This window comes from Leisingera sp. ABD4_442, from assembly GCF_056160905.1.
The window spans coordinates 19,983-42,945 of the sequence record NZ_JBSWYB010000014.1; the positions used below are offsets into that span (position 1 = coordinate 19,983).

Here is a 22,963-nt window from a genome sequence, read left to right on the forward strand (position 1 = left end):
CGCCCCCCCAAAGACCAGCACATCACCGCAGCATTGTCTCAGAAGACTTTTGACACCCCTAAAGAACTGGCAAGCAGCATGTCAGAAGCAATTGGCATACTGAGGCGTGAAGTCTCCGGGACAGAACCGGAAGCAGACCATGACCGCATTAAAATACTGGAACCACCCGGCGGCCCGGCCTCTTTGGCACTCTTATTAGTCAGCAGCACTTATCTGATTTGGTGGCGGGGAGACAGGGATTCGAACCCTGGGAACGCTCTCACGTTCAACGGTTTTCAAGACCGCCGCATTCGACCACTCTGCCACCTCCCCGGTCCGTGCAGCGGTTTAGGACGCAACGCGCAGCGAGGCAAGGGGGAATCCGCACTGCAAGAGAAATCCGCACGCGCCTCTGCGCCGCGCGGATTTATGCCACCGCCGCGGGTTTACCGGACACCGCAGCCCGTCAGGGTTTTCATGGCTGGATGTGCAGGCTATCATGCCGCCAAATCAAAAAGACCGGACATCCCGGCGGGGGCGCAAAAGCGCCGCGGGCACAGGCAAGGATGAGAGCATGAAAGACACCGTGTCGAGAGCAAGGACGGCCCCGCGGATCGCCGTGGCGGTCGCAGGACTGCTGGTACTGGCCGGCTGCGAAGACGGGCCGAAACTGGGCTTTCTAGAGCCGAAACCGGAAGCCGCCGCCACTGCCGGCAGCAGCAGCGGCGCCAAGGCGTCCAGCCGCACCAAGCTGGTTGAACGCGACGTCGAAGCGCCGGATGTGTTCCAGGTCACCGAAGCGGGCCTGTGGGACGGGCGGCCCTCGATCGGCGGCGTCTGGGTGGCGCATCCGGACACCAAGGACCCGGAACGGGTGATCATCCGCAACAATGCAAACGGCCAGTTTGTGATCGGCGCCCTGTTCCGGCGCGAGCGGGAGATCCCGGGCCCGCGCCTGCAGGTCTCCTCGGACGCTGCCGCCGCTCTGGGTATGCTGGCAGGCGCCCCGTCCGAGCTGAACGTGACCGCATTGCGCCGCGAAGAAGTCAGCAATGAACCCGCCGCAGAGGATCCGGCTGCGAAACTGCCCGCTGCTGAGGCCGAAACGGATGCCGCCTTGGAGCTGGCCTCTGCTGCCGGCGCGGACATCACCGAAACGCCACTGGACCCGATTGCCGGTGCTGCCGCTGCAATTGACGCCACGGCGCCCTCAGCCCTGGCTGCAACCGCGCCGCCGGCCCGGGCGGAACCAGCTGCTGCGCCGGCCCCTGCCGCCAAGCCGCAGAAATCCTCGCTGGACAAGCCTTTCATTCAGATCGGTATTTTCAGCGTCGAAGCCAATGCCAAGCGCACAGCCAATATGATGCGCAGCGCCGGCATGGTACCAGTGGTGCGCGAACAATCCTCCAGCGGCAAAGCCTTCTGGCGGGTGCTGGTCGGACCGGCGCAGAACAAGTCCGAACGCAGCCAGCTGCTGAAAAGCGTAAAGGAAACCGGATTTGCGGATGCCTATGCTGTCACTAACTAAGCAGAACACGGCGCGGCCGGCCCGCGCTTTCCCGTCTTCGCTGCGTCTCGCCTTGGCCGCAGGCCTGGCTGTCAGCCTGTCGGCGCTCTCTGCCGCGGCTTTCGACACCAAGGCCCGCGCGGCCTATGTGCTGGATGCCGGGACCGATACAGTGCTTCTGTCCAAGAACGCCGATGTGCCGCTGCCGCCTGCCTCCATGTCCAAGCTTATGACACTCTATGTGGCCTTTGAGGCCCTGCGTGACGGAAGGCTGACACTGGACGAGCGGCTGCCGGTCAGTGAACACGCGATGAGCTACAAGGGCTCCACCATGTTCCTGGACACTCAGGACCGGGTCCGGGTCGAGGATCTGTTGCGCGGCATCATCGTGCTGTCCGGCAATGACGCCTGCGTGGTGATTGCCGAGGCGCTGAGCCCGGACGGAACCGAGGCCGGTTTTGCCCGGTACATGACCAAGCGCGGGCAGGATCTGGGCATGACTGCCTCGACCTTTGCCAATTCCAACGGCTGGCCTGCTGCCGGGCACCGGATGTCCGTGCATGACCTGGCGATCCTGGCGGAGCGGCTGATCGAGGACTTTCCCGAGTACTACCCGCTGTTTGCCGAGACCCATTTCGAATTCGACGGCCGCGCGCCCTCCAACACCCGCAACCGCAACCCGCTGTTGAAGCTGGGGATCGGGGCGGACGGTCTGAAGACCGGCCATACCGAGGAAGCAGGCTATGGCCTGGTCGGCTCCGCCAAGCAGGGCGACCGGCGGGTAATCTTTGTGGTCTCTGGACTGGACACAGAGCGCGGCCGGGCAGAGGAGGCAGAGGCCCTCGTTAACTGGTCGTTTCGCCAATTTACCAAGAAAACCGTTGCCAAAGAGGGCATCTCCATCGCGGAAGCCGAAATTTGGCGGGGCGCGCAACGATCGGTAGGGCTGGTGCCGGCCAAGGATCTGGAAATCCTGCTGCCCTCGCTGTCGGCCAAGACCATCCAGGGTGAAGTCGTCTATAACGGCCCGATCGAGGCACCGGTGAAAAAGGGCCAGCGCCTGGCCGAACTGGTCCTGCAGCCCGAGGAACTGCCAGAGGTGCGGCTGCCGCTGGTGGCAGAAAGCGATGTGCCTGCGGGCGGCTTTGTTGTGCGGGTGAAAACCGCGGCCCAGGTGCTGATCAAGCAGTTCCTGACCGGTCCCGAGGGGGCGCTGTGACGGCTGACACGGGACGCGGCCTGTTCATCACCTTTGAAGGTATTGACGGGTCAGGAAAATCAACGCAATGCCGCCTGCTGGCAGAGGCTTTGCGCGCAGCAGGCCGCGATGTGGTGCTGACGCGGGAGCCTGGCGGCTCGCCCGGGGCTGAGGAAATCCGCCGCCTGGTGCTGGAGGGCGATCCTGACCGCTGGTCGGCGGAGACAGAGCTTCTGTTGTTCATGGCGGCGCGGCGCGACCATCTGGAGCGCACCATCGAGCCTGCCCTGGCGGCGGGCAAGGTGGTGATCTGCGACCGCTTTGCCGACAGCACCAGGATGTACCAGGGCCTGTCGCGCGGCGACCTGCGCGCGGCTGTCGACCAGATGCACAAGCTGATAATCGGCCGCGAGCCGGATCTGACCCTGCTGATCGACATGGACCCGGCTGAGGGCCTGGCCCGCGCCAAGGGGCGGCAGGGCAAGGAAGAACGGTTCGAGGATTTCGGCGTCGGGCTGCAGGAAAAGATGCGCGCAGGCTTTCTGGCGCTGGCGCAGGAATTCGCGGACCGCTTCCGCGTGGTCGATGGCGCCCGCCCGGTGGAGGAGGTCGCCGCAGACGTCCGCAAGCTGGCGGAAGAGGCCCTGGCATGAGCGCTGACGACGAGCTGCCACGCGCCGACCAGGCCGAGGGCGCGCCGCATCCGCGCGAGACCCTGCGCCTGATCGGCCAGGAGGCGGCAGAGCAGGATTTCCTGACAGCTTATAATTCCGACCGGCTGCACCACGGCTGGCTGCTGACCGGCCCGCAAGGCGTCGGCAAGGCAACGCTGGCCTGGCGGATTGCGCGCTTTCTGCTGGCGACACCCCCGGCCGAGGACGGGCTGTTCGGTGCCCCGCCGCCGCCGCAGTCGCTGGACATCGATCCCGAACACCCGGTCTCGCACCGGATCCAGGCGCTGGCTGAGCCCGGCCTGGCGCCGATCACCCGCTCTTATGACGACAAGGGCAAGCTGCGCAGCCAGATCGTGGTCGACGACATCCGCAAGCTGAACCGGTTCTTTGGCCTGTCGGCCACCGACGGCGGCCGCCGGGTGGTGATCGTGGATGCTGCCGACGACATGAACGTGAGTGCCGCCAATGCGCTCTTGAAGATGCTGGAGGAGCCGCCGGCGCGGACCACGATCTTCCTGATCTCGCACCAGCCTTCGCGGCTTTTGCCCACCATCCGCTCCCGCTGCCGCACCCTGCGGCTGGGGCCGCTGTCCGCACCGGACATGGAGGCCGCCTTGGCCCAGTCCGGGGTGGAGCTGCCCGAAAACATGGAGAACCTGGCGGCCCTGGCTGGCGGCTCGGTCGGGGCGGCGCTGCGGCTGATCAACCTGGGCGGGCTCAGGATCTATGCCGAACTGGTGCAGATCCTGGATTCGATGCCGCGGCTGGACCGCCAGCGCGCGATGGCGCTTGCCGAGGCGGCAGCGCAGCGGGGTGCCGCGGAACGCTTTGAACTCCTCTTGTCGCTGACCGAGATGGCGCTGGCCCGGCTGGCCCGCACCGGCGCCACCGGCGCGCCGCCAGCGCCGGAAGCGGCACCGCAGGAGGCCGCGATGCTGCAGCGCCTGTCGCCCGATCCCCGCAGGGCGCGGGCCTGGGCCGACCTGGCAGCGGAAGTGACAGCGCGTGCGCGGCACGGGCAGGCGGTGAACCTTGACCCCGCCGCCCTTGTCCTAGATACGGTTTTCAAGATGCAGGAAACCGCGTCGCGCTGAGGCTTTCCGGCGCGGCGCAAGCGGCACCAGAGGATACATGACCGAGACGCCCCCCCAGATTACGGACAGCCATTGCCACCTGGACTTTCCGGACTTCGAAGGCCGCCTGGACGAGGTGATCGCCAGCGCAGCTGAGGCCGGCGTTACCCGCATGGTGACCATCTGCACCAAGATGAAGAACGAGCCTGCGGTGCGCGCCATTGCCGAAGCACACGCGCCGGTGTTCTACGCCGCGGGCACCCACCCGATGAGCGCCGCGGACGAACCCATGGTGACTGTTGATGAGCTGGTGGCGCTGGCCAAGCACCCCAAGTTTGTCGGCATCGGTGAGACCGGGCTGGACTATCACTACACAGCCGACAGCAAGGACGTGCAGCAGCAGTCCTTGCGCATCCATATCGCTGCCGCACGCGAAACCGGCCTGCCGCTGATCATCCATTCCCGCGCAGCTGATGACGACATGGCCCGCATCCTGGGCGAAGAGATGAAGAACGGCGCCTATACTTGTGTCATGCACTGCTTCTCCTCCTCGGCGGAACTGGCGCGGGCAGCACTCGACCTCGGTTTTTACCTGTCGATGTCCGGCATTGCCGCCTTCCCCAAGAGCCAGGAGCTGCGCGACATTTTCGCTGCTGCCCCGGTGGAGCGCATTCTGGTCGAAACCGACGCCCCCTACCTGGCGCCGCCCCCCTACCGCGGCAAGCGCAACGAACCGGCCTACACGGCCTTTACCGCCAAGGTCGGCGCAGAGGTGTTCGGCATGGATTACGCGGCGTTTGCCGCCCAGACACAGGCCAATTTCGACCGGCTGTTCTGGAAGGCCGCAGCTTATGAGGCCGCCGCCTGATGGCTGAGATGCGCTTTACCATCCTTGGCTCAGGCTCCTCCGGCGGGGTGCCGCGGATTGGCGGCCATTGGGGCGATTGCGACCCGGGGAACCCCAAGAACCGCCGCGGCCGCTGCTCGATGCTGGTGGAGCGCATTGATGCAGGCGGCACCACCTCGGTTCTGATCGACACCCCGCCGGACATGCGCAACCAGCTGCTGGATGCCGAAGTTGAGCGGCTGGACGCGGTGGTCTACACTCATTCCCATGCGGATCACCTGCACGGGATCGACGATCTGCGCATGGTTTACTTCAACATGCGCCAGCGCATTCAGGTTTATGCCGACGGGCCGACACAGGACGCCCTTTTGAATCGGTTCGGCTATGCTTTTGCACAGCCTGAGGGATCGCCCTATCCGCCTATTCTGGACCTGAAAACCATCGGCGGGCCGTTCACCATTGATGGCCCTGGCGGCGCGATCCAGTTCCGCCCGTTCGAAGTGAACCACGGCTCCATCGATGCCTTGGGCTTCCGCATTGGCGGGCTGGTGTATCTCCCGGATGTGAAGGAGATCCCGGACGCCGCCCTGCCGGAACTGGAGGGGCTGGATATCTGGATCCTGGACGCGCTGCGCCGTACCCCGCACCCGACACATTTCAGCTACGATGATGCGCTGGAGTGGTTTGCCAGGATGGCGCCCAAACGCGGCATTCTCACCAACATGCATATCGACATGGATTACGCCACGGTCGAGGCCGAGACACCGGGCCATATCACCCCCGCCTTTGACGGGATGGTGATCCGGATGGAGATCTAGGGGGCGCAATTGCGCCCTTTTTCATTCTTGCAGCTTTTAGGACCTAAAGTGTTTCAGAGCCTGATCGACGTCATCCTGCCGGTATTTCTGGTCGTGGGCGCAGGCTATGCTGCCACCGCGCGGGGCGTGCTGGACCAGGCACATGTCGATGGCGTGATGAAGTTCGCCCAAGGCTTTGCGATCCCTTGCCTGCTGTTCAAGGCAATGGCCGAATTGGACCTTTCCGCCAGTTTCAATCCGCAGCTGCTGGCAAGCTTCTACACCGGTGCCTTTACTTGTTTTCTGATCGGGCTGTTTGGCGCCCGTATCCTGTTCAAGCGGGACTGGGAGGATTGCATCGCCATCGGCTTTTGCTGCCTGTTTTCCAACTCGGTCCTGCTGGGGCTGCCGATCACCGAACGCGCGTTCGGGCCGGACAACCTGACCGGCAACTACGCAATCATCGCCTTCCACTCGCCGTTCTGCTATGGCGTCGGCATCACCGCGATGGAGTTTGTGCGCAACCGCGGGGCCGGTGGCATCAAGACTGTTACTGCGGTGCTGAACGCGATGTTCCGCAATGTGCTGATCCTGGGGATTACGCTGGGGTTCGCGGTCAACCTGTCGGGGCTGGCCATTCCGCTGGTGATAAACGAGGCGCTGTCGCTGCTGATCCGCGCCGCGCTGCCTGCGGCGCTGTTTGCGCTTGGCGGCGTGCTGGTGAAATACCGCCCCGAAGGCGATATGCGGGCGATCCTGTTTGTCTGCTTCACCTCGCTGATGATCCATCCGGCGATTGTCTGGACCATGGGATCGGTATTGGCACTGCCGCAGGACCTGTTCCGGTCGGGTGTGCTGAACGCGGCAATGGCGACCGGGTTCAACGGCTATATTTTTGCCAATATGTACGGGCGGGCCAAACGGGTGGCGGCATCCTCGGTGCTGATTGCCACCGGGGTGAGCATTCTGACCGTATGGTTCTGGCTGCTGGTTTTGAGCTGAAGAAAAAGGTCAGCACTTCTGCCCAAATGTTTCGCGCGCGAAACATTTGGACAACAAGACTGACCTTATCCTTCAGATTTCATTAGGAAATATCCAACTAAAGGTTACCGCCTTCAAAACCGGGGATCATCCAGTTCCAGCGGAAACCCCTTGGGCAGCAGACCGGCCTGAAACCAGTTGATGAAGGAGTGGATCGAGAACACCGGCAGCCCGGTGGCCTTCCTCACATCACGGGCGTAAGGCACCATATTGGTGCATTCCAGCACGATGGCACCCAGATCGGGTGTATCCGCGACCATCGCCCGGGCGGCATCGATCATGTCCAGGCGGCAGGCCTCAAAGTCGATCTCTGCCGCGTCGCCCAGGATGTCGCGGGTAAAGGCGCGCAGGCCGTCGGTGCCGGCAATGGGCGTATCCGGCGCAACACCTGCGGCAACAAGGTGCGCAGGTGTCAGCGTCGCCTTGGAGATGGTCAGGATGCCGCAGCGCTTGCCCGCGGGCAGCAGGTTCTGCACCATCGGCACCTGCATCAGCGAGGAGGTTGCCACCGGCACGCCCAGCGCCTGTTTCACCTCGTCCTGGATCAGCGCCAGGAAACCGCAGTTGGTGGTGATGCCATCGGCGCCCATGGCCACAAGGTCACGGCCGGCCTCGACAAACAGGTCGATCAGCTCCTTGGGATTACCGCGCACCACGTTTTCGGGATTGGCGCCGCGCACCACCTTGTAGTGGACCGGGAAGTCCCAGGTCATCGCGTTGCCCATGTCGCCATGGATGCGGGGAAAGCGCGTTTCCAGCATCAGGATGCCAACCGCCGCGCCAAAGACCGTCTTGCCGCCATGTTCCATGTGAATCCCCTATTCGTCCGGCACGTAGAGCTGGGAGAAGGCGATGCGGACGGCTTCCGTCGCTTCCTCCCGGCGTTTTTCAATATGGCTCCGCATGGCTGATGTGGCGGCGTCCGCGTTGCGGGCGGCGATGCCCTCGACAATCTGGCGGTGGGCCGAGATGTCGCCCGGCGCCTTGCCCCCTGCCCGGTCGCGCATGCGCTTGAGGTCAATGAGGCGGATATAGCGGATCCGGCCGTTGAGATTGTTGAGGATCCGCTGCAACTCGCTGTTGCCCGAAAGCTGCGCCAGCCGGGCGTGGAAGCTTTCGTCCATCGCCAAGAGCGCCTCCGGGTCGGTGGCGCTTTGGTACTCCGGCTCCATCCGGTTGAGGTAATCCGCCAGTGCTGCGATATCCTCGTCCGACGCGCGGGTGCAGGCCAGCCGCACGGCTTCGCATTCCACCGCCACCCGGGCCTCGTAGAGGTCCATGATGTAGCTGGGCGTCAGCGGGCGGCAGAAGAAACCGCGGTTGTTCTGGAAGGTCAGGAAGCCCTCGGCCACCAGCCGGTTCAGCGCCTCGCGCAGCGGCGTGCGGCTGGCGCCCAGCACCTCGGACAACGCGCTTTCGTTGATCCGCTGGTCGGGCTTGAAGGCAAAATCCGCCGCCATCCGGCGCAGTGCCTCGTAAACCCTATCCACATTGCTTTCGCGTTTGGCCATGGTTCCGCCATTTGTTCATTCCGCGCTGCAGACTAGGCGGGGCGTCAGGTCTGCGCAATGCTGAATTCTGGGTTGCATACAATTTTCAAGTCCCAGAAGCGTCCCCAGCGGAATAAGGCGCCAGTTCCTGCTTCAAGAGCGCCAGAAACTCCTGCCCTACCGCCGACAGCGGCCGCGACTTGGAGGTGATCACGCCCATTTCCATCATGATACGCGGGCGGAACGGACGGGAGACAAAGCCGCCGCCGGTCTCAAAATCCAGCACGAAAGGGTCGAGAATGGAAACCCCCATCCCCTCTTGCACGAAGCTGAGGAGGTTTTTGAACAGATGCGAATGCACCCGGGTTTTCAGCGGCACGCCCGCCTGCTGGAACACCTCGCGGGTGCGGCGGTGGGTCATGTGCTCGGGGCCCATGACGATGAAAGGCACGCCGTCCAGCAGCTCCGGCGTCAGTACCTCATGTTCGGCCAAGGGGCTGTCCGCCGGGATCGCCAGCCGGGTTTCGACGTTGATCGGATGCACCTCCAGCCCGTCGTGAATGAGGGGCATTTCGCAGATGCCGATCTCGAACAGGCCGGAGATCACCCATTCCTGGATCTTCAGCGAATACTGCGCCTGAAAGGAGATCGACAGGTCCGGGCGGGTGCGGGCAAAGCGGGCGATCAGCGCGGGCATGAAGCCGAAGGACATGGAGTGCTGCGAGGCGACCTGCAGCTGGCCCGCCTGCTTGTTCTGGAGATCAGTCACCGCCTGCGCCACATGGTCAAGGCCGCGCACCACGGTGTCGACCTCCTGGAACAGCACGCCGGCCTCGGGCGTTGGGATCAGCCGCCCCTTGCTGCGTTCGAACAGTTTCAGGCGGGTCTGGCGTTCCAGCTGGTACAGCAGGTTTGAGATGCCGGGCTGGGAAATCCCCAGCTGCTCCGCCGCGCCGGTGACGGTGCCGGTTTCGACAATCGCGTGGAACGCCTGCAACTGGCGGAAGCGGAGGGACATCGGCAGCACATCATTTTTTATGATACTCTATCGAATTCTTTGTATTTGTAATGATAGCCAAGTCAAGGCACCCTTCCGCTCGCACCTGGGAGGATGTTGAAAGTGCTGGAAGAAAAGATTGCCGGGATGGATTTGTGGCATCTCGCGCTGCCCGTGATGTCGCGCCGCGACCATGGGATCGGGTCTGTTGAGGGCTCTTGCGAAGTCATCATCGTGCGCCTGCGCAGCGAAGGCGGGGCGGAAGGATACGGCGAGGCCTCGACCTGGTCGGTGTTCACCGGCACGCCGGAGGCCAGCCTGGCGGCGCTGGACCGTTACATCCGCCCGCTGGTGGAGGGCCGCCGGGTGGCGGATCGCGCCGCGATCATGGAGGACGCGGCCAAGGCGGTGGCCCATTGCACCGAGGCCAAGGCGGCACTGGAAAGCGCGCTGCTGGACCTGACCGGGCGGATCACCGGGGCGCCGGCCTGGGCGCTGCTGGGCGGTAAGTGCCGGGATACCATCCCGCTCAGCTGTTCGATTGCCGATCCGGATTTTGACAAGGATGTTGACCTCTTACACCGGCTGCGCGCCGACAAGGTGGAGCTGATCAAGCTGAAGACCGGCTTCAAGGATCATGCCTTTGACGTCATGCGGCTGGAGCGGATCGCCAAGGACTTCCCCGAGTTCCGGGTGCGGGTGGATTACAATCAAGGTCTCAGCATCGAGGATGCGCCGGCGCAGGTGCGCGATGTAGCCCAGTTCAAGCCGGACTTCATCGAACAGCCGGTGCGGTTCCATCACTTTGCCATGATGGCCAAGCTGCGGGAAATGATCGACGTGCCGCTGCTGGCGGATGAGAGCGTCTTTGGTCCCGAAGACATGGTGCGCGCCGCGCGCGAGGGCATCTGCGACGGTGTCTCGGTGAAGATCATGAAATCCGGCGGCCTCACCCGCGGCCAGACGGTGGCGCGGATTGCCGCGGCAAACGGGCTGTCGGCCTATGGCGGCGATATGTTTGAGGCGGGCCTCGCCCATCTGGCGGGCACCCACATGATTGCCGCCACGCCCGAGATCAAGCTGGGCTGCGAGTTCTACCAGGCGAGCTATTTCCTGAAGGAAGACATTCTGGAGACGCCCTTCCAGGTTGAGGATGGCCAGGTGGTGGTGCCGGACGGGCCGGGCCTGGGCATCAAGCCGGATGTTGAAAAGCTGAACCGCTATGCGGTCACCAAGAAGGTTGCCGCATGAGCGAGGGCAGGAAAACCGTTGCCATCATCGGCGCCGGCATTGTCGGCGTCTCGGCAGCGATTGAGCTTCAGCGCGACGGGCACCAGGTGATCCTGATCGACGGCAAGGGGCCGGGTGAAGGCACCAGCCACGGCAACGGCGGCATTCTGGCGTCGTGCTCCATCGTGCCGGTCACCGGACCGGGGCTGTGGAAGAAGGCGCCGAAGATGCTGCTGGACCCGAACCAGCCCTTGTTCATGCGCTGGGGCTACCTGCCCAAGCTGGCGCCCTGGCTGATGAAATACATGAGCCACGCCAATGCCGAGGACACCACGCGCATCGCCGCGGCCCTGGCGCCGGTGGTCGGGGATTCGCTGGCGGATCACCAGGCTTTGGCCGCGGGCACCGCGGCGGAGCGGCATCTGAAACCCTCGGACTACCTGTTCATCTACAACGACCGGGCGCATTTCGGTGAAGACGCATTCGGCTGGGGGCTGCGCAAGAAGCATGGCTTCCGCTGGGATGAACTGGAGGGCGCGGATTTCCGCGCCTATGACGGTATCTATTCCGAAGAGTTCGGCTTTGCTGCCCGGTTGAAGGATCACGGGATCATTTCGGATCCCGGCCAATATGTGAAAGACCTGGCGGCGCATGTCACCGCCAATGGCGGACGGCTGATCCAGGCCTATGTCACCGATGTGGCCCGCGAAGGCAGCAAGGTGACCGGCGTGCGGGCGGGCGGCGAGACCATTGCTTGCGACGCCGTGGTGGTGGCCACTGGCGTCTGGTCCAAGCCGCTGGCAGAGAAACTGGGAATTTCCGTACCACTGGAAGCAGAACGCGGCTATCATCTTGAATTGTGGGAGCCTTCGGCGATGCCCAAGGCCCCCGTCATGGTGGCAGCAGCCAAATGCGTGGTGACCCCGATGGAGGGACGGATCCGGATTGCGGGCATTGTGGAATTCGGCGGGCTGGAGGCCGGGCCGTCGAAGGGACCGCTGGAGCTGTTGCGCAGGAACGCACGGCGCATTCTGCCCGGTGTCACCTGGAAGCACGAAGAGGAGTGGCTGGGGTTCCGGCCCGCGCCTGCGGATTCGATACCGGTGATCGGCGAGGTGCCGGGGCTCAGCGGCGCCTATGTCGGCTTTGGCCACCATCACATCGGCCTGACGGGAGGGCCGAAGACCGGGCGCCTTTTGGCGCAGATGATTTCGGGCCGCACCCCGAACATGGATATGAGCGCCTACGACCCGGCGCGCTATGCGATTTGAACTTGAACCAGTGCCCCCTAAGGGGCCGTGACTAAACACAGGGAGAAGACCATGAAGAAACTGACCAAACTGCTGGCCGCCACCGCGCTGACCGCGGCTGCCGCCCTGCCCGCCGCTGCCGAGGTCTGGGACATGCCGATGGCCTATTCGGCCTCCAACTTCCACTCGGCCACCGGCGCCGAGTTTGCCGAATGCGTGACCACCGGCACCGGCGGCGAGATTGAGATCAAGACCCATCCGTCGGGCTCCTTGTTCAAGGGCGCCGACATCAAGCGCGCCATCCAGACCGGCCAGGCCCCCATTGGCGAGCGGCTGCTGTCCGGCCACCAGAATGAAAACGCGCTCTTTGGTTTTGACTCGATCCCGTTCCTGGCGACCTCGTTTGATGACAGCGACAAGCTGTGGAAAGCGGCCAAGCCGGCGCTGGAAAAACTGCTGGCCGAGCAGAACCTGACCCTGCTTTATGCCGTTCCGTGGCCGCCGCAGGGCCTGTACTTCAAGAACGAAGTGAACTCGGTCGCCGAGATGAAGGGCATCAAGTTCCGCTCCTACAACAACGCCACTTCGCGCCTAGCCGAGCTGACCGGCATGCTGCCGGTGACCATCGAGGCGGCTGAGATCAGCCAGGCCTTTGCCACCGGCGTGGCGGATTCGATGGTCTCCTCCGGCTCCACCGGCTATGACCGCAAGGTCTGGGAAAGCCTGAACTACTTCTACGAAGTGGATGCCTGGCTGCCGCGCAACTATGTGATGGTGAACTCGGACGTCTGGAACGGCACCTCGGACGCCAACAAGAACGTGATCCAGGGCTGCGCCAAGCTGGCGGAATATGCGGGCAACTGGCGCGCCAAGGAATACACCGGCTTTACCCTGCAAGGCCTGCGTGACGGCGGCATGACCGTGGGTCCGGCGTCGGAGCAGATGACAAATGAGCTGAAGGAAATCGGCGTCACCATGACCAATGAATGGCTGGAAGCCGCCGGTGACGAAGGCAAGGCCATCGTCGACGCCTTCCACGCCGAATAACCACCTTGAATGATACGGGCGGCGCGGCAGGTGCCGCCCGTATTCTCATAAAATATGCCGATGGGGATGATATGACTGTGCTCAGGGGGCTGCGCTCCGGACTGGATTTTCTCTACCTTGCGGCGGGGGTGCTGGCCGCCCTCTGCCTGATCGCAATTCTGGGGCTGATCGTGGTCCAGATGCTGGCCCGCTGGACCGGTGAAGTCTTTCCCGGCGCGCCGGACTACGCGGGTTACGCAATGGCCGCGGCCTCCTTCCTGGCCTTTGCCAATGCGCTGAACCGCGGCAGCCATATCCGGGTGTCGATCCTGCTGAATGCAGTGCCCGAACGTTTCCGCCGGGTGCTGGAGATCTGGTGTTTCGGCATCGGCACCGCGGTGATGTGGTACTTTTGCTATTACGCCTACCGTTTTGTCTACTGGAGCTGGAAGTTCCACGACGTGAGTCAGGGCCAGGACCGCACCCCGCTGTGGCTGCCGCAAAGCACCATGCTGATCGGCGCAGTCATTCTGGCCATCGCCCTCACTGACCATCTGATCCATGTGATTTTCCGCGGCGATCACCGCATCACCACGGATCTGGCTGACCAGAGCCACGCGGAGTAAGACGTCATGGAAAATATCTCAGTCATCATCCTCTTCCTCTTCGTGCTGTTCACGCTTCTGGGCACCGGCGTCTGGGTCGGCCTGGCGCTGATGGGCGTGGCCTGGGTCGGTATGGAGCTGTTCACCACCCGCCCCGTCGGCGACGTGATGCTGACCACCATCTGGTCGGCCTCCTCCAGCTGGACCCTGACGGCACTGCCGATGTTCATCTGGATGGGCGAAATCCTGTACCGGACCCGATTATCGGAGGACATGTTCAAAGGTCTCAGCCCCTGGATGGCGCCTCTGCCCGGCGGGCTGGTGCATACCAATATCGTCGGCTGCACAGTCTTTGCCGCGGTTTCCGGCTCCTCTGCCGCAACCCTGACCACCGTCGGCAAGATGTCGATCCCGGAACTGCGCAAGCGCAACTATCCGGAGCGGATGGTGATCGGCACCCTGACCGGCGCGGCCACGCTGGGTCTGATGATCCCGCCGTCGCTGACGCTGATCGTCTATGGCGTCACCATCAATGAATCGATCACCAAGCTGTTCTTTGCCGGCATCCTGCCTGGGCTGGTGCTGGCGGCGATGTTCATGGGCTACGTGGCGATCTATTCCAAGGTGGGCAAGGACTGGAACCCGGATCAGGAGAGCAAGCTGACCTTTGCGCAGAAGATCCACAACTCCCGCTTCCTGGCGCCGGTGATTGCGCTGATCGTGGTGGTGATCGGGTCGATGTATCTGGGCTTTGCCACCGCGACCGAAGCGGCGGCGTTCGGTGTCATCGGCTCACTGCTGCTGGCGCTGGGACAGGGCTCGCTGAGCTGGAAGACCTTCACTGAAAGCCTGATGGGCGCCACCCGCACCAGCGCGATGATTGCGCTGATCCTGGCAGGTGCGGCGTTTCTGTCGCTGTCGATGGGCTTTACCGGTCTGCCGCGCGGGCTGGCTGACCTGATTGCCGGCTGGGAACTGTCGCGCCTGGAACTGCTGATGGTGCTGCTGGTGTTCTACATCATCCTGGGCTGCTTCCTCGACGGCATTTCTTCGGTGGTGCTGACCATGGCGGTGGTGGAGCCGATGATCCGTCAGGCGGGCATTGACCTCATTTGGTTCGGCATCTTCATCGTGGTGGTGGTTGAGATGGCGCAGATCACCCCGCCGATCGGTTTCAACCTGTTTGTGATGCAGGGCATGACCCACCACGAGATGAGCTATATCGCCCGCGCTGCGGTGCCGATGTTCCTGATCATGGTGCTGATGGTCTTTGTGCTGATCGCCTTCCCGGAACTGGCGACCTATCTGCCCAATAACCTCAGGCCAGGACCGGTCTAGAGGCATGATGCGCGCGCTCGCCTTTGCCGCCCGGCACGGGCGGGCCGCCTTGGTCCTGGGGCTTCTGGCCGGGCTGTTGCTGCCCGGGGTGGCCGCATCCCTCCAGCCCTGGCTGCCGGAAATGGTGGCCGGGCTTTTGTTCTTGAACGCCTACCGGATCGGGTTCCGCAAGGCCGCCGGCGGGCTGGCGGACGGGATCGGCAGCCTCAAGGCCATCGCCTTGCTGCAGGTTGCCCTGCCGCTACTGGCACTGGGTCTGGCGGCGCTGGCCGGCGTGGCGCAGACGCCCGCCGCGGTGGCATTGATCCTGATGCTGAGCGCGCCATCGGTGACCGGCAGCCCCAATATCACCGCGCTGATGGGCCACGCGCCGGAACCGGCCTTCCGCCTGCTGATCCTGGGCACCGCGCTGATGCCGCTGACGGTGATCCCGGTGTTCCTGCTGGCTCCCAGCCTTGGCGACCTGGGGGATGTGCTGCGGGCCGCCGGGCGGCTGATCGGCGTGATCGGCCTCACTGTCGCGGCCGCCTTTCTGCTGCGCCGCCTGACCCTGCCCCGCCTGAGCGAGGAACAAGGGAAGGCCATCGACGGGCTGACCGTGATCGCGCTGGCGGTGATCGTGGTGGGATTGATGGCCGCGCTTGGCCCTGCACTGCACGCGGACCCAGCGCTGGTTCTGCAATGGCTGGGCTTTGCGCTGGCCGCCAACCTGGGCCTGCAAATGCTGACCTTTGCTGTGGTGCGCCGCCGCGCGGGCAGTGGCGCCGTGCCTGTCTCCGTTGTGGCCGGCAACCGGAACTTCGCTCTCTTCCTGATCGCCCTGCCCGCAGCCACGACCGATCCGCTGCTGGTCTTTCTCGGCTGCTATCAGATCCCAATGTATCTGACGGCAATTCTGATGAAGCCGCTTTACAGCCAGGCCGGTTTCAGGACAGGAATGTGACCCCTGGCATCCAGCGGATCAGATCTGCATCGGCAAAATACGCCTCGCTCATGTCATCCACCAGCGCCTGCGACCAGCCGGGCAGGTCGATTTCCTCTTCCACCGCGTCTTCGGAATGAAAATAGCTGAGGAAAAGCGACCGTACCCGCTCCCGCTGATCCTCCGAAAGCCCGGGCCGCTCGGAGAGATAGGCCTCCAGCCGCTCATACCCGGATTCTGAGATAATACCGCGGGTGATATCCAGCTCGCCGCTGAACCTGAAGCCATCGCCCAGGCCTGTGACATGCCCCAGAATGCTGGGCCAGATCACTGGCGTTTCCTCGTTGCACCAGACGGTGATGCGGCAGCCGGGATTGCGCTGCTGAATATCCGCGACCACTTCGGACCAGCGCAGGTTCATGAAATCGGTGCTGCCGGCGAACTGGTCCCAGGTCCGGCTGGACTGGGACCGGAACACCGGGCCGATCAGGGTTGCGGGGTTGCGCAGCCCCAGAAAGAACTCACAGGGGTTGCCGGGAAAGATCCCCCGCAAAGCGGCGGTGTTGCTGCCTGCATTCCGGTAGAGCCGCCCGCCGCTGAGCATCCAGCCGGGCACCCCCAGAAACCCCGAGTTTGTCAGGATGATGCGCGATACATCCTGGTCCTTCACAATGCCCGCCAGAAGCCCCTCGCGCTCCTGATCGGTGACAAATTCCTGGCTTTGCTTGCGCAGCATCTGATTGAGTGCCGTCATGTAGGTTCCGGGACGGCGGACCATCACCCCACGGTCCAGCAGCGGCTGCGCGTCTTTGCGCAGCGACCAGGTCAACTGGCCGTTGTCCGTGTTAGGCGCGCCCACATGAAAGGCAAGGGTTATGCCGCGCATGTCCGTATTTGCCTGGCTCATTCTTCTGTCCAGCCCCTGCCTGCTTTGCTTGTTGACGGCTGCTGCTGTCTCCGCCCCGGTGTGCACCAGATCATAGACGCGCCCTCATCTGGCGGAAGAACCGGTCGTCCCGCTGGTTCAGGATATAGTCGCACACCTGTTTCGCAAGGCGCGGATGGCCGCGGTCCAGGGCCAGGTTGGCCAGCTCCCGCTGAAACCGGGGAAAGGCGTGTCGGCGGCGCAGCAGCTGATGGAAACGCTGCGGCGTCAGCTCTCCTGCGATGGCCCCTGCGGCGATGTCCTGCAAGACGCCCATCTGCTGCAGAGAAGAGCCCAGCCGGTGCCCCAAGAGCGGGCAGCGCCAGAATGTCACATTATCACCGGTAAACCGCGCTGCGTGGGCGGCATCCGGAGCGACAAACGGGTCGAACATGATATGCACATCACCTGCCGCCCGGCTGGCCTGTGCCGCGTCCCCGAACGGGCCGGAAAAGTCGCGCTCCCAGACCTTCTTGTAGCGCATTTCCCAAGGCACCACCGTCTTGTCGAGCGTCGATTGCGGGCTGATGGCAAAAACCGTGGAACCAGGCGCCGCAGCAGCAAAGGCTGCCGCCGCATAGCCGCCCATTGAGGCGCCGTAGAATACCACCCGGTCAAACCGGGAAAAGAAACCGCTGTCCCGCAGCTCCTCGAATTTCCGGGTGACTTCCGGGTGGCGGAACCAGGTCCAGCCGTTGGCCATGACCCCCAGCATCGACCAGCCCTGCGATTCAATGAAACTGTATCCCCAGGGGCGGCGCTCCTCCCGCTTGGACATCGCAATGTCAAGATTGTCGAATGTCACAACCAGAGTGCTGCCGCGCGGCACATAAAGGAATGAATGCGCGCTGAGGTCCGTAAAAAAACCCTGATCCCCGGCCAGGCCCCGGGCCACCTCAGCCCAGCCTTCGGCCGGTTTTGCCTCCTCCTGCGGTTCGACCGAGAGGATGGCGAGGCCATTGGCGCCGGCTTCCGGCATTTTCAGGGTATTGCAGCCGCCGTACCCCTTGAGGAACGGATAGCTGCCCGACCCTTTGCGGATTTCGAACACTGCCCGGCTGAGCGGATGCAGCGCCCGGTCCATGACATATCTGAGGTTCTGGGGCTTGTGCGCGGCTCCGAAGCCATTGAGGGAGAGCAGCACATCATACTGGCGCAGCTTGCGCGGGCGGGCCACGACGCGGACCGCCTGCGGGTCCACGCCGCCGCGTTCCAGCTCTGCCAGATAGTGTTGCAGCTGCGTATCCGGCAGCGGGGCAAAGGCGCCCTTGCCATTCAGGCACAGCACATCAACCGTGCAGCCATAGCGCTGATGCAGCAGAATTGCCAGTTCAGGCGCTTGGCCGTTTATGTCCGCGACACTCCCGATTTCGTCCGCATCAAGGGCGGACAAAACCGATTTAACTTCAAAGCTGTCATCCAGCATATTGCTTGAGCTGCCATCTTGGGATGCGCCGGAACAGAACCGAACCGCCGCGGCTGACCTGCTGATCATAGCAGAAACCGCTCTGCGACAGCGCGTCGAAGCACTGTTTTATACCAATTCTCTTAATTTTCCGCGTATGGATTTCGAGGAATACCTTGTCGATCCCGGTCAGGTCGGCAGGCGAAAAGAGATCGCGCTCGCCGCCCTCGATATCCACGATCAGCGTGTTGGCCCTAAAATCACGGATCAGCTGCGACAGGCGGATGCCGGGCACTTCTATGGCCTTTTCGTAGGGTTCTTCACCGTCCAGGGAAGAGGACCAGAACTGCTCGCGGACGTAAAAGGACATCGGGCCTTCGGCGGTTGCGTCGTTCAGCGCCACGCAATTGCGTACCTGCGCGGAGGCCAGCCCGTTCAGTTCATGCACCTGGCTGATGAACTTGCACAAGGAAGGGTCCGCTTCGACACAGAGGACATTTTCCACCCCCAGGGTGACACCGAGAAAGGAGGAAATGAAGCCGATCCCGGCGCCCAGCTCGATCACCCGGTCCTCCTTGCCGATGAACTTGGGCGTGCCGGAAACCTCATCCAGCTCGTAGCGGTCCTTGCGGATTGCGCGTTCGATCTTGGAGGTAATGACATCCGGATTGAGCGGGATCTTGACCCCGTGCGTTTCAAGAATTTCCATCATTGCTGCTGCCCCGCCCGCGTGATGACTGTGGAGTATTTGCCGTGTTTCGCCAGGACTTCGACCGCGCCAAAGGCCTTCATCGCCGGGATGCCGCCGGATCCCTTGCGGATATCCAGGACAATGCCGCCACCCTTGGATATCTGACGGCTGAACAGGTTTTCATAGGCCTGCACCGGATAGTGGAACCCGCAGGACGCAAGGCTGACAACCAAGTCAAAATCACCCAGCGCCGGAACATCCTCTGTCTTGGGATTAACCGTGGTGATCTTTTCCGCCGGCACGCCGTTTTGCTCCAGAAAGGCGCGGGCGGTCTGCAAGCAGGCGTAGCCTGAGCCTTCGCTTTGAAAACCGAACTGCCGGGTATCGCTGCTTTCGATGTCAATCAGCACAGCCTCGCAGCCGTAACGGCGCTGCAGGATCAGGCTGGCAAAAGCATAGCCGCATCCGATATCGGCAATCCGTTTGGGCTCAATCATGTCAGCCGAGCGAAGGAAGTGCCCGCATTCGCGCTCGGCAATCCGGATGGCACCCGGCAGAATCTGATCGCGGTTCTGCCGGGCTTCTGCCAGCAAAGGCTCCATATTGCCGCCGACCCATTCCTTGATGGCCTGGTTCGACTGTGCCAGTTCAGAACGCTGCAGCAGGATGTTCGCCACATCCTGATCGCTGAACATGGAAAAATCCAAACCCGTCGGGTCAATCAATTCCTCTGCTACCTGTTCCGGTGCGGACGCAGGCAGCAACAGATGCCGGGTCTGCTCCGGGTCGATCCGGTGCTTGGCCAGCAGGTCATGCACATAGCAGCCCGGCGCCGGCACGCCGCCGTATTTTGCCGCGATATTGCGGAAGCGGCGGCCCCAGAAGTGGATCGACAGCGTGTCGCTGCGCACATAGCTGCGCGCCTGGTTCGGCCGGTTCGGGTTCAGGACAACGCCGGCGTTCTTGAACGGTACGGGGTAAATTACATGGCCAGGCCGGGAGTGCGAGACCTCGCCTGTTTCCTGCAAGAACCAGGTCAGCGCATCCGGCCCCCAGACCCCCCAGGGCAGCAGCGAAACATGAACGCCGTCGCCGCGATCCTTGCGCGCCTGAAGATCCGCCTGTTTCTGAGCGCTGTACCAGGGCGGGATGGGGTATTCATCGCTGGTGAACCGCAGCATCGCGGAGAGCGTCTTGGAGGTCTTAGGCAGCCGCAGCACGCCGTTGTTGATCATCGGCTTGTCATCGGAGATCCAGCCGTGGAAATGCTTGCCCTTGATGTTCCACGGCTGGCAGCAATAGGCATCGGTATCTGCCCAGACGTGATTGGTCTTGCGCAGCATATGCAGGCGGAACACATCGGCGTGGTAGGCCGGGCTGCCGGTGCGTGCGTGGCGGATGATCCAGTCTGACGGCAGGATATCATTGGCATCCTCCAGCTTGACACCATCCGGCACCCCCTGCACATCGTCATACGTGTAGAGGATGGTCTCATGACCATTGTCCAGAAAAGACTGCAGGCAAAGCTGCTCAAGCCAGCTGAGCTCCGGGCCCACCCATAGCGACGCAACGGCTGGAAGTGCCATGATAACTGCCCTCGAGTTGCCTGCTGCTGCGCGGCAGCTGGATGTTATTGTTAACGAATTTTAGCGCGTGCCCCGGAGGGCTGTCAACGCAGGGTGCCAAAGCCCTTAATGGGTGGTTTCGCCGCGCTCCACCGTGAACCAGAAATCGCTGCCGGGTTCGTTCTCAGCAACGCCGTCCGGGATCACCCCGGGGCCGCTGAGGAAGACATTGGCCCCGAAATGCGCGTGCATCCGCGACAGCCGGCACAGTTTGCGGCTGGTCAGTTCGCGGAACAGCTCAATCATGTCATCGCGCAGCTTCAGCTCCTCGATCTTCTCGCGGTGCTTGCGGCAGGAGTGTTCATGCGCGGCAGCGATATCCGGGTCTGCCAAGAGCCGCGCCATCTCTGCCTCCAGCGCCGGGATCATCCGCTGGATCGAGCGTTCCTCTTCGGCGTTGTTGTTCATCCGGAACCAGTAGGACAGCCCCTGGTCGCGATCCACGTGGTTGACACGGCCCCGGTCGCGCTTGACCAGGAAACTTTCGGCGCTGCGCACGGCGTAGTGGTTCAGCTGCACCAGATCATAGCCATAGGTGCTCATTGAGGAGCGCCAGCCGTTGCGGAACATCTCCCGCGGCATGTCCTGCCCCGAGCCGTTGACCCAGCGGATATCCTCCCACAGCTGCGGCTTCAGCCCCTTGGGCCGGTGCACCCCAAGTTTCTTGAAGATGCCAGTGTTGCGGAACAGGGTCTTGAAGCCCCAGGCCTGATGCGGCTTGCGGGTGACCTCAAATGCGCAGCGGGTAAACTCGCGCAGCAGCAGGTCGCCCGTGAAATCGCGGACATCGTTGTTGCCGAACAGGCGCCAGGTCATCGAGATCATATTGGCATCACCGATAGCCGCAAACAGGTCGTCCAGCCTCCCCCCGCCGCATTTGATGTTGATGAACTCATCCACATCCATACAGACCAGCCAGTCGGCGTTCCGGATCACCGGCTCTTCCTCGGCCGCCTGCAGCGCCGCGTGCTGCGGTTTCAGATCGGTGTTGCGGAACGGGTTCTCGCGGTGCTGCACGATACCTTTGTCCTGCAGCATCTGCAGCATGGTGTCGGTGCCGTCGGTGCAATCGTTTGTATAGACCAGAAAATCATCCACCCCGATGGCCCGGTGATAGGCCAGCCATTCCAGGATGAACGGCCCCTCATTCTTCATCGTGGTGACGATGGTGGTTTTCGGTTTGCCGCCGGGGCGTATAACTGGCTTCTCCTCCGGAATGCGCACCGGGTTGGCCTTGAAATGCCCTGTTGCAAGTTCCAGCAGCTCAGGAGTTTCAACCAGGCTGGTCTTTGGCACGATCTTGGAAATTGTGTCCGTTGGATGTCGCAATGCCATGCAGCGGTAGAAGCGCGCCTCCTGTGCGGGGTCAGGGTCCACCCCCACTACCCGGATCAGCCGCCAGATGCATTTCTCCCCAGCCTTGGCAGGCGCCAGGCACCAGCGCGGGCGCTGGCCTGCCGCGTCGAACTGGGTGCAAATATGGTCGGCAAATGACGCCTCCGCCCCCTTGCGCACCCGCCAGGGATAAGCCTGAACCCCGCCAAGGCGCAGGCAGCCCGAAGGTGCCTCAACCGTCTTGTCAAAGACATTCAGGCCCTCGCCCGGTGCAAGCAGATCAAACAGGTCGATATTGGCCACCGCCCGGGCGCGGGCCAGAAAGCGCGCCCGCAAGATCTCATAGATCAGGAATTCACCCAAAGGCGCGCGCCAGGGATCAGCGGGCGGGATCTCCATCCGGTCCTTGCCTGGCGCGCCCGGAACATTGAAAGGATGCGCCTCTTCCGGCAGGCCGTCCTTGCCCAAAGGCAGCGCGCAATGCACGACCACGACCCGCTGCAGCCCAGCGATTTCCCCGGCCTGCTCCCGCAGCTCCGCAATGAAACGGCGGCTTTCCTGCGGCGGCGCCCGGTCGAAAATGACGGCGCCCTGCATCCCGTGCTGTGCCACGTGGTATTGCAGCCACTGCACTGCCGCCACGGCGGTTTCGCCATTGCGGACGGCTGCCAGTACGTTCAGCCCCGCAAACAGCTCTGTCTCATCGGGATGCAGCGTCAGCCTGTGCGGCGTTCCGTCAACAGAAAAACCGGCCTCTCCCTGCCCCTTTTGGACAAGGACATCCAGAACCGGCGCTCCGCCAATGTTATGCACTGCAGGCTTGCTGTCAGGGTCCAGACCGCTCAGGTCTTCGCGCGGGGTTCCGGACTTGAAGAACAGCCGCGCCTTGCCGCTGCCGGAACCTGAGGTTTCCACCGCATCCAGCAGCACTGCCCCGCTAAAGGACAGCGCACTGAGTTCGCGCTCAAGGATTTTACCGTCGCAAGTCCCGGAGGCTGGATTGAACAT

Annotated in this window: 21 protein-coding genes and 1 tRNA gene; 13 read left to right on the top strand and 9 right to left on the bottom strand. The window is 63.1% G+C overall.

What is annotated here, in order from left to right; all coding sequences use genetic code 11:
- Positions 1–222 precede the first annotated feature (222 nt).
- Positions 223–312 (bottom strand) — tRNA-Ser (locus ACXAHG_RS12525).
- 241 nt (positions 313–553) lie between these two features.
- Here ACXAHG_RS12525 and ACXAHG_RS12530 point away from each other — a divergent pair.
- Genes ACXAHG_RS12530 through ACXAHG_RS12560 form a run of 7 tightly spaced genes read left to right on the top strand, consistent with a single transcriptional unit; the run spans position 554 to position 7,077 of the window.
- On the top strand, positions 554–1,507 hold the full coding sequence (locus ACXAHG_RS12530; RefSeq protein WP_475044632.1) for an SPOR domain-containing protein: 954 nt from the start codon (positions 554–556) through the stop codon (positions 1,505–1,507).
- A complete protein-coding gene (locus tag ACXAHG_RS12535) occupies positions 1,491–2,705 on the top strand; it encodes a D-alanyl-D-alanine carboxypeptidase family protein (protein ID WP_475057910.1) in 1,215 nt (404 codons plus the stop codon). The genes ACXAHG_RS12530 and ACXAHG_RS12535 overlap by 17 nt, the downstream gene beginning before the upstream one ends.
- Positions 2,702–3,337: a dTMP kinase gene (gene tmk, locus ACXAHG_RS12540; protein WP_475057774.1), complete on the top strand. Its 636-nt coding sequence runs from the start codon at positions 2,702–2,704 to the stop codon at positions 3,335–3,337. Before ACXAHG_RS12535 ends, tmk begins: the two co-directional genes overlap by 4 nt.
- Positions 3,334–4,452 carry a DNA polymerase III subunit delta' gene (locus tag ACXAHG_RS12545; protein WP_475057777.1) on the top strand — a complete coding sequence of 373 codons (1,119 nt, stop codon included), beginning with the start codon at positions 3,334–3,336 and terminating at the stop codon, positions 4,450–4,452. Before tmk ends, ACXAHG_RS12545 begins: the two co-directional genes overlap by 4 nt.
- Positions 4,453–4,489: 37 nt before the next feature.
- Complete coding sequence (locus tag ACXAHG_RS12550; RefSeq protein ID WP_475057780.1) at positions 4,490–5,299, top strand: TatD family hydrolase; 810 nt, start codon at positions 4,490–4,492, stop codon at positions 5,297–5,299.
- Positions 5,299–6,096 (top strand): MBL fold metallo-hydrolase, encoded by a 798-nt coding sequence (locus ACXAHG_RS12555; RefSeq protein WP_475057782.1) that lies wholly within the window; start codon positions 5,299–5,301, stop codon positions 6,094–6,096. The genes ACXAHG_RS12550 and ACXAHG_RS12555 overlap by 1 nt, the downstream gene beginning before the upstream one ends.
- A 48-nt stretch (positions 6,097–6,144) precedes the next feature.
- Entirely contained in the window at positions 6,145–7,077 is a 933-nt protein-coding gene (locus ACXAHG_RS12560; protein ID WP_475057785.1) for an AEC family transporter, read from the top strand.
- A gap of 113 nt (positions 7,078–7,190) precedes the next feature.
- On the opposite strand, the gene ACXAHG_RS12565 is transcribed toward ACXAHG_RS12560, so the two are convergent.
- The 3 genes from ACXAHG_RS12565 to ACXAHG_RS12575 form a co-directional block, all read right to left on the bottom strand.
- Positions 7,191–7,925 carry an aspartate/glutamate racemase family protein gene (locus ACXAHG_RS12565; protein ID WP_475057787.1) on the bottom strand — a complete coding sequence of 245 codons (735 nt, stop codon included), beginning with the start codon at positions 7,923–7,925 and terminating at the stop codon, positions 7,191–7,193.
- 9 nt (positions 7,926–7,934) lie between these two features.
- A complete protein-coding gene (locus tag ACXAHG_RS12570; protein WP_475032320.1) occupies positions 7,935–8,627 on the bottom strand; it encodes a GntR family transcriptional regulator in 693 nt (230 codons plus the stop codon).
- 85 nt (positions 8,628–8,712) lie between these two features.
- Complete coding sequence (locus ACXAHG_RS12575) at positions 8,713–9,624, bottom strand: LysR family transcriptional regulator (RefSeq protein ID WP_475057789.1); 912 nt, start codon at positions 9,622–9,624, stop codon at positions 8,713–8,715.
- Positions 9,625–9,717: 93 nt separating this feature from the next.
- On the opposite strand from ACXAHG_RS12575, the gene ACXAHG_RS12580 reads away from it, so the two are divergent.
- The 6 genes from ACXAHG_RS12580 (at position 9,718) to ACXAHG_RS12605 (ending at position 15,995) form a co-directional block, all read left to right on the top strand.
- Positions 9,718–10,854 (top strand): enolase C-terminal domain-like protein, encoded by a 1,137-nt coding sequence (locus ACXAHG_RS12580; RefSeq protein WP_475057792.1) that lies wholly within the window; start codon positions 9,718–9,720, stop codon positions 10,852–10,854.
- Positions 10,851–12,104: an NAD(P)/FAD-dependent oxidoreductase gene (locus ACXAHG_RS12585; RefSeq protein WP_475057794.1), complete on the top strand. Its 1,254-nt coding sequence runs from the start codon at positions 10,851–10,853 to the stop codon at positions 12,102–12,104. The genes ACXAHG_RS12580 and ACXAHG_RS12585 overlap by 4 nt, the downstream gene beginning before the upstream one ends.
- Before the next feature lie 51 nt (positions 12,105–12,155).
- Positions 12,156–13,130, top strand: coding sequence for a TRAP transporter substrate-binding protein (locus tag ACXAHG_RS12590; RefSeq protein ID WP_475057797.1), 975 nt, complete (start codon positions 12,156–12,158; stop codon positions 13,128–13,130).
- A 71-nt stretch (positions 13,131–13,201) separates the two neighbouring features.
- Positions 13,202–13,735 (top strand): TRAP transporter small permease, encoded by a 534-nt coding sequence (locus tag ACXAHG_RS12595; RefSeq protein ID WP_475057799.1) that lies wholly within the window; start codon positions 13,202–13,204, stop codon positions 13,733–13,735.
- A gap of 6 nt (positions 13,736–13,741) precedes the next feature.
- Positions 13,742–15,052 (top strand): TRAP transporter large permease, encoded by a 1,311-nt coding sequence (locus tag ACXAHG_RS12600; protein ID WP_475044656.1) that lies wholly within the window; start codon positions 13,742–13,744, stop codon positions 15,050–15,052.
- 4 nt (positions 15,053–15,056) lie between these two features.
- Positions 15,057–15,995, top strand: a complete 939-nt coding sequence (locus ACXAHG_RS12605; RefSeq protein WP_475057801.1) for a hypothetical protein — start codon at positions 15,057–15,059, stop codon at positions 15,993–15,995.
- Here the strand turns inward: ACXAHG_RS12605 and ACXAHG_RS12610 are convergent.
- The 5 genes from ACXAHG_RS12610 to ACXAHG_RS12630 all read right to left on the bottom strand — a co-directional run bounded on the left by ACXAHG_RS12610 (position 15,979) and on the right by ACXAHG_RS12630 (position 22,963).
- Complete coding sequence (locus ACXAHG_RS12610) at positions 15,979–16,881, bottom strand: hypothetical protein (protein ID WP_475044660.1); 903 nt, start codon at positions 16,879–16,881, stop codon at positions 15,979–15,981. The two genes, ACXAHG_RS12605 and ACXAHG_RS12610, sit on opposite strands and share 17 nt — an antisense overlap.
- A 70-nt stretch (positions 16,882–16,951) precedes the next feature.
- Entirely contained in the window at positions 16,952–18,325 is a 1,374-nt protein-coding gene (locus tag ACXAHG_RS12615; RefSeq protein WP_475057804.1) for a hypothetical protein, read from the bottom strand.
- A complete protein-coding gene (locus ACXAHG_RS12620; RefSeq protein ID WP_475044664.1) occupies positions 18,315–19,016 on the bottom strand; it encodes an FkbM family methyltransferase in 702 nt (233 codons plus the stop codon). Before ACXAHG_RS12620 ends, ACXAHG_RS12615 begins: the two co-directional genes overlap by 11 nt.
- Complete coding sequence (locus ACXAHG_RS12625) at positions 19,013–20,581, bottom strand: SAM-dependent methyltransferase (RefSeq protein ID WP_475057806.1); 1,569 nt, start codon at positions 20,579–20,581, stop codon at positions 19,013–19,015. The genes ACXAHG_RS12620 and ACXAHG_RS12625 overlap by 4 nt, the downstream gene beginning before the upstream one ends.
- A gap of 105 nt (positions 20,582–20,686) precedes the next feature.
- Positions 20,687–22,963 (bottom strand): glycosyltransferase family 2 protein, encoded by a 2,277-nt coding sequence (locus ACXAHG_RS12630; RefSeq protein ID WP_475057808.1) that lies wholly within the window; start codon positions 22,961–22,963, stop codon positions 20,687–20,689.

What these genes read in the sequence shown, in the direction of transcription:
- ACXAHG_RS12565 (WP_475057787.1), bottom strand. Translation starts at nt 7,925, where the DNA reads ATGGAACATGGCGGCAAGACGGTCTTTGGCGCGGCGGTTGGCATCCTG.
- ACXAHG_RS12575 (WP_475057789.1), bottom strand. Translation starts at nt 9,624, where the DNA reads ATGTCCCTCCGCTTCCGCCAGTTGCAGGCGTTCCACGCGATTGTCGAA.
- ACXAHG_RS12615 (WP_475057804.1), bottom strand. Translation starts at nt 18,325, where the DNA reads ATGCTGGATGACAGCTTTGAAGTTAAATCGGTTTTGTCCGCCCTTGAT.
- ACXAHG_RS12580 (WP_475057792.1), top strand. Translation starts at nt 9,718, where the DNA reads ATGTTGAAAGTGCTGGAAGAAAAGATTGCCGGGATGGATTTGTGGCAT.
- ACXAHG_RS12620 (WP_475044664.1), bottom strand. Translation starts at nt 19,016, where the DNA reads ATGATGGAAATTCTTGAAACGCACGGGGTCAAGATCCCGCTCAATCCG.
- ACXAHG_RS12570 (WP_475032320.1), bottom strand. Translation starts at nt 8,627, where the DNA reads ATGGCCAAACGCGAAAGCAATGTGGATAGGGTTTACGAGGCACTGCGC.
- ACXAHG_RS12630 (WP_475057808.1), bottom strand. Translation starts at nt 22,963, where the DNA reads ATGTTCAATCCAGCCTCCGGGACTTGCGACGGTAAAATCCTTGAGCGC.
- ACXAHG_RS12535 (WP_475057910.1), top strand. Translation starts at nt 1,491, where the DNA reads ATGCTGTCACTAACTAAGCAGAACACGGCGCGGCCGGCCCGCGCTTTC.
- ACXAHG_RS12625 (WP_475057806.1), bottom strand. Translation starts at nt 20,581, where the DNA reads ATGGCACTTCCAGCCGTTGCGTCGCTATGGGTGGGCCCGGAGCTCAGC.
- ACXAHG_RS12555 (WP_475057782.1), top strand. Translation starts at nt 5,299, where the DNA reads ATGGCTGAGATGCGCTTTACCATCCTTGGCTCAGGCTCCTCCGGCGGG.
- ACXAHG_RS12550 (WP_475057780.1), top strand. Translation starts at nt 4,490, where the DNA reads ATGACCGAGACGCCCCCCCAGATTACGGACAGCCATTGCCACCTGGAC.
- ACXAHG_RS12600 (WP_475044656.1), top strand. Translation starts at nt 13,742, where the DNA reads ATGGAAAATATCTCAGTCATCATCCTCTTCCTCTTCGTGCTGTTCACG.
- ACXAHG_RS12530 (WP_475044632.1), top strand. Translation starts at nt 554, where the DNA reads ATGAAAGACACCGTGTCGAGAGCAAGGACGGCCCCGCGGATCGCCGTG.
- ACXAHG_RS12595 (WP_475057799.1), top strand. Translation starts at nt 13,202, where the DNA reads ATGACTGTGCTCAGGGGGCTGCGCTCCGGACTGGATTTTCTCTACCTT.
- ACXAHG_RS12605 (WP_475057801.1), top strand. Translation starts at nt 15,057, where the DNA reads ATGATGCGCGCGCTCGCCTTTGCCGCCCGGCACGGGCGGGCCGCCTTG.
- ACXAHG_RS12585 (WP_475057794.1), top strand. Translation starts at nt 10,851, where the DNA reads ATGAGCGAGGGCAGGAAAACCGTTGCCATCATCGGCGCCGGCATTGTC.
- ACXAHG_RS12545 (WP_475057777.1), top strand. Translation starts at nt 3,334, where the DNA reads ATGAGCGCTGACGACGAGCTGCCACGCGCCGACCAGGCCGAGGGCGCG.
- ACXAHG_RS12590 (WP_475057797.1), top strand. Translation starts at nt 12,156, where the DNA reads ATGAAGAAACTGACCAAACTGCTGGCCGCCACCGCGCTGACCGCGGCT.
- ACXAHG_RS12610 (WP_475044660.1), bottom strand. Translation starts at nt 16,881, where the DNA reads ATGAGCCAGGCAAATACGGACATGCGCGGCATAACCCTTGCCTTTCAT.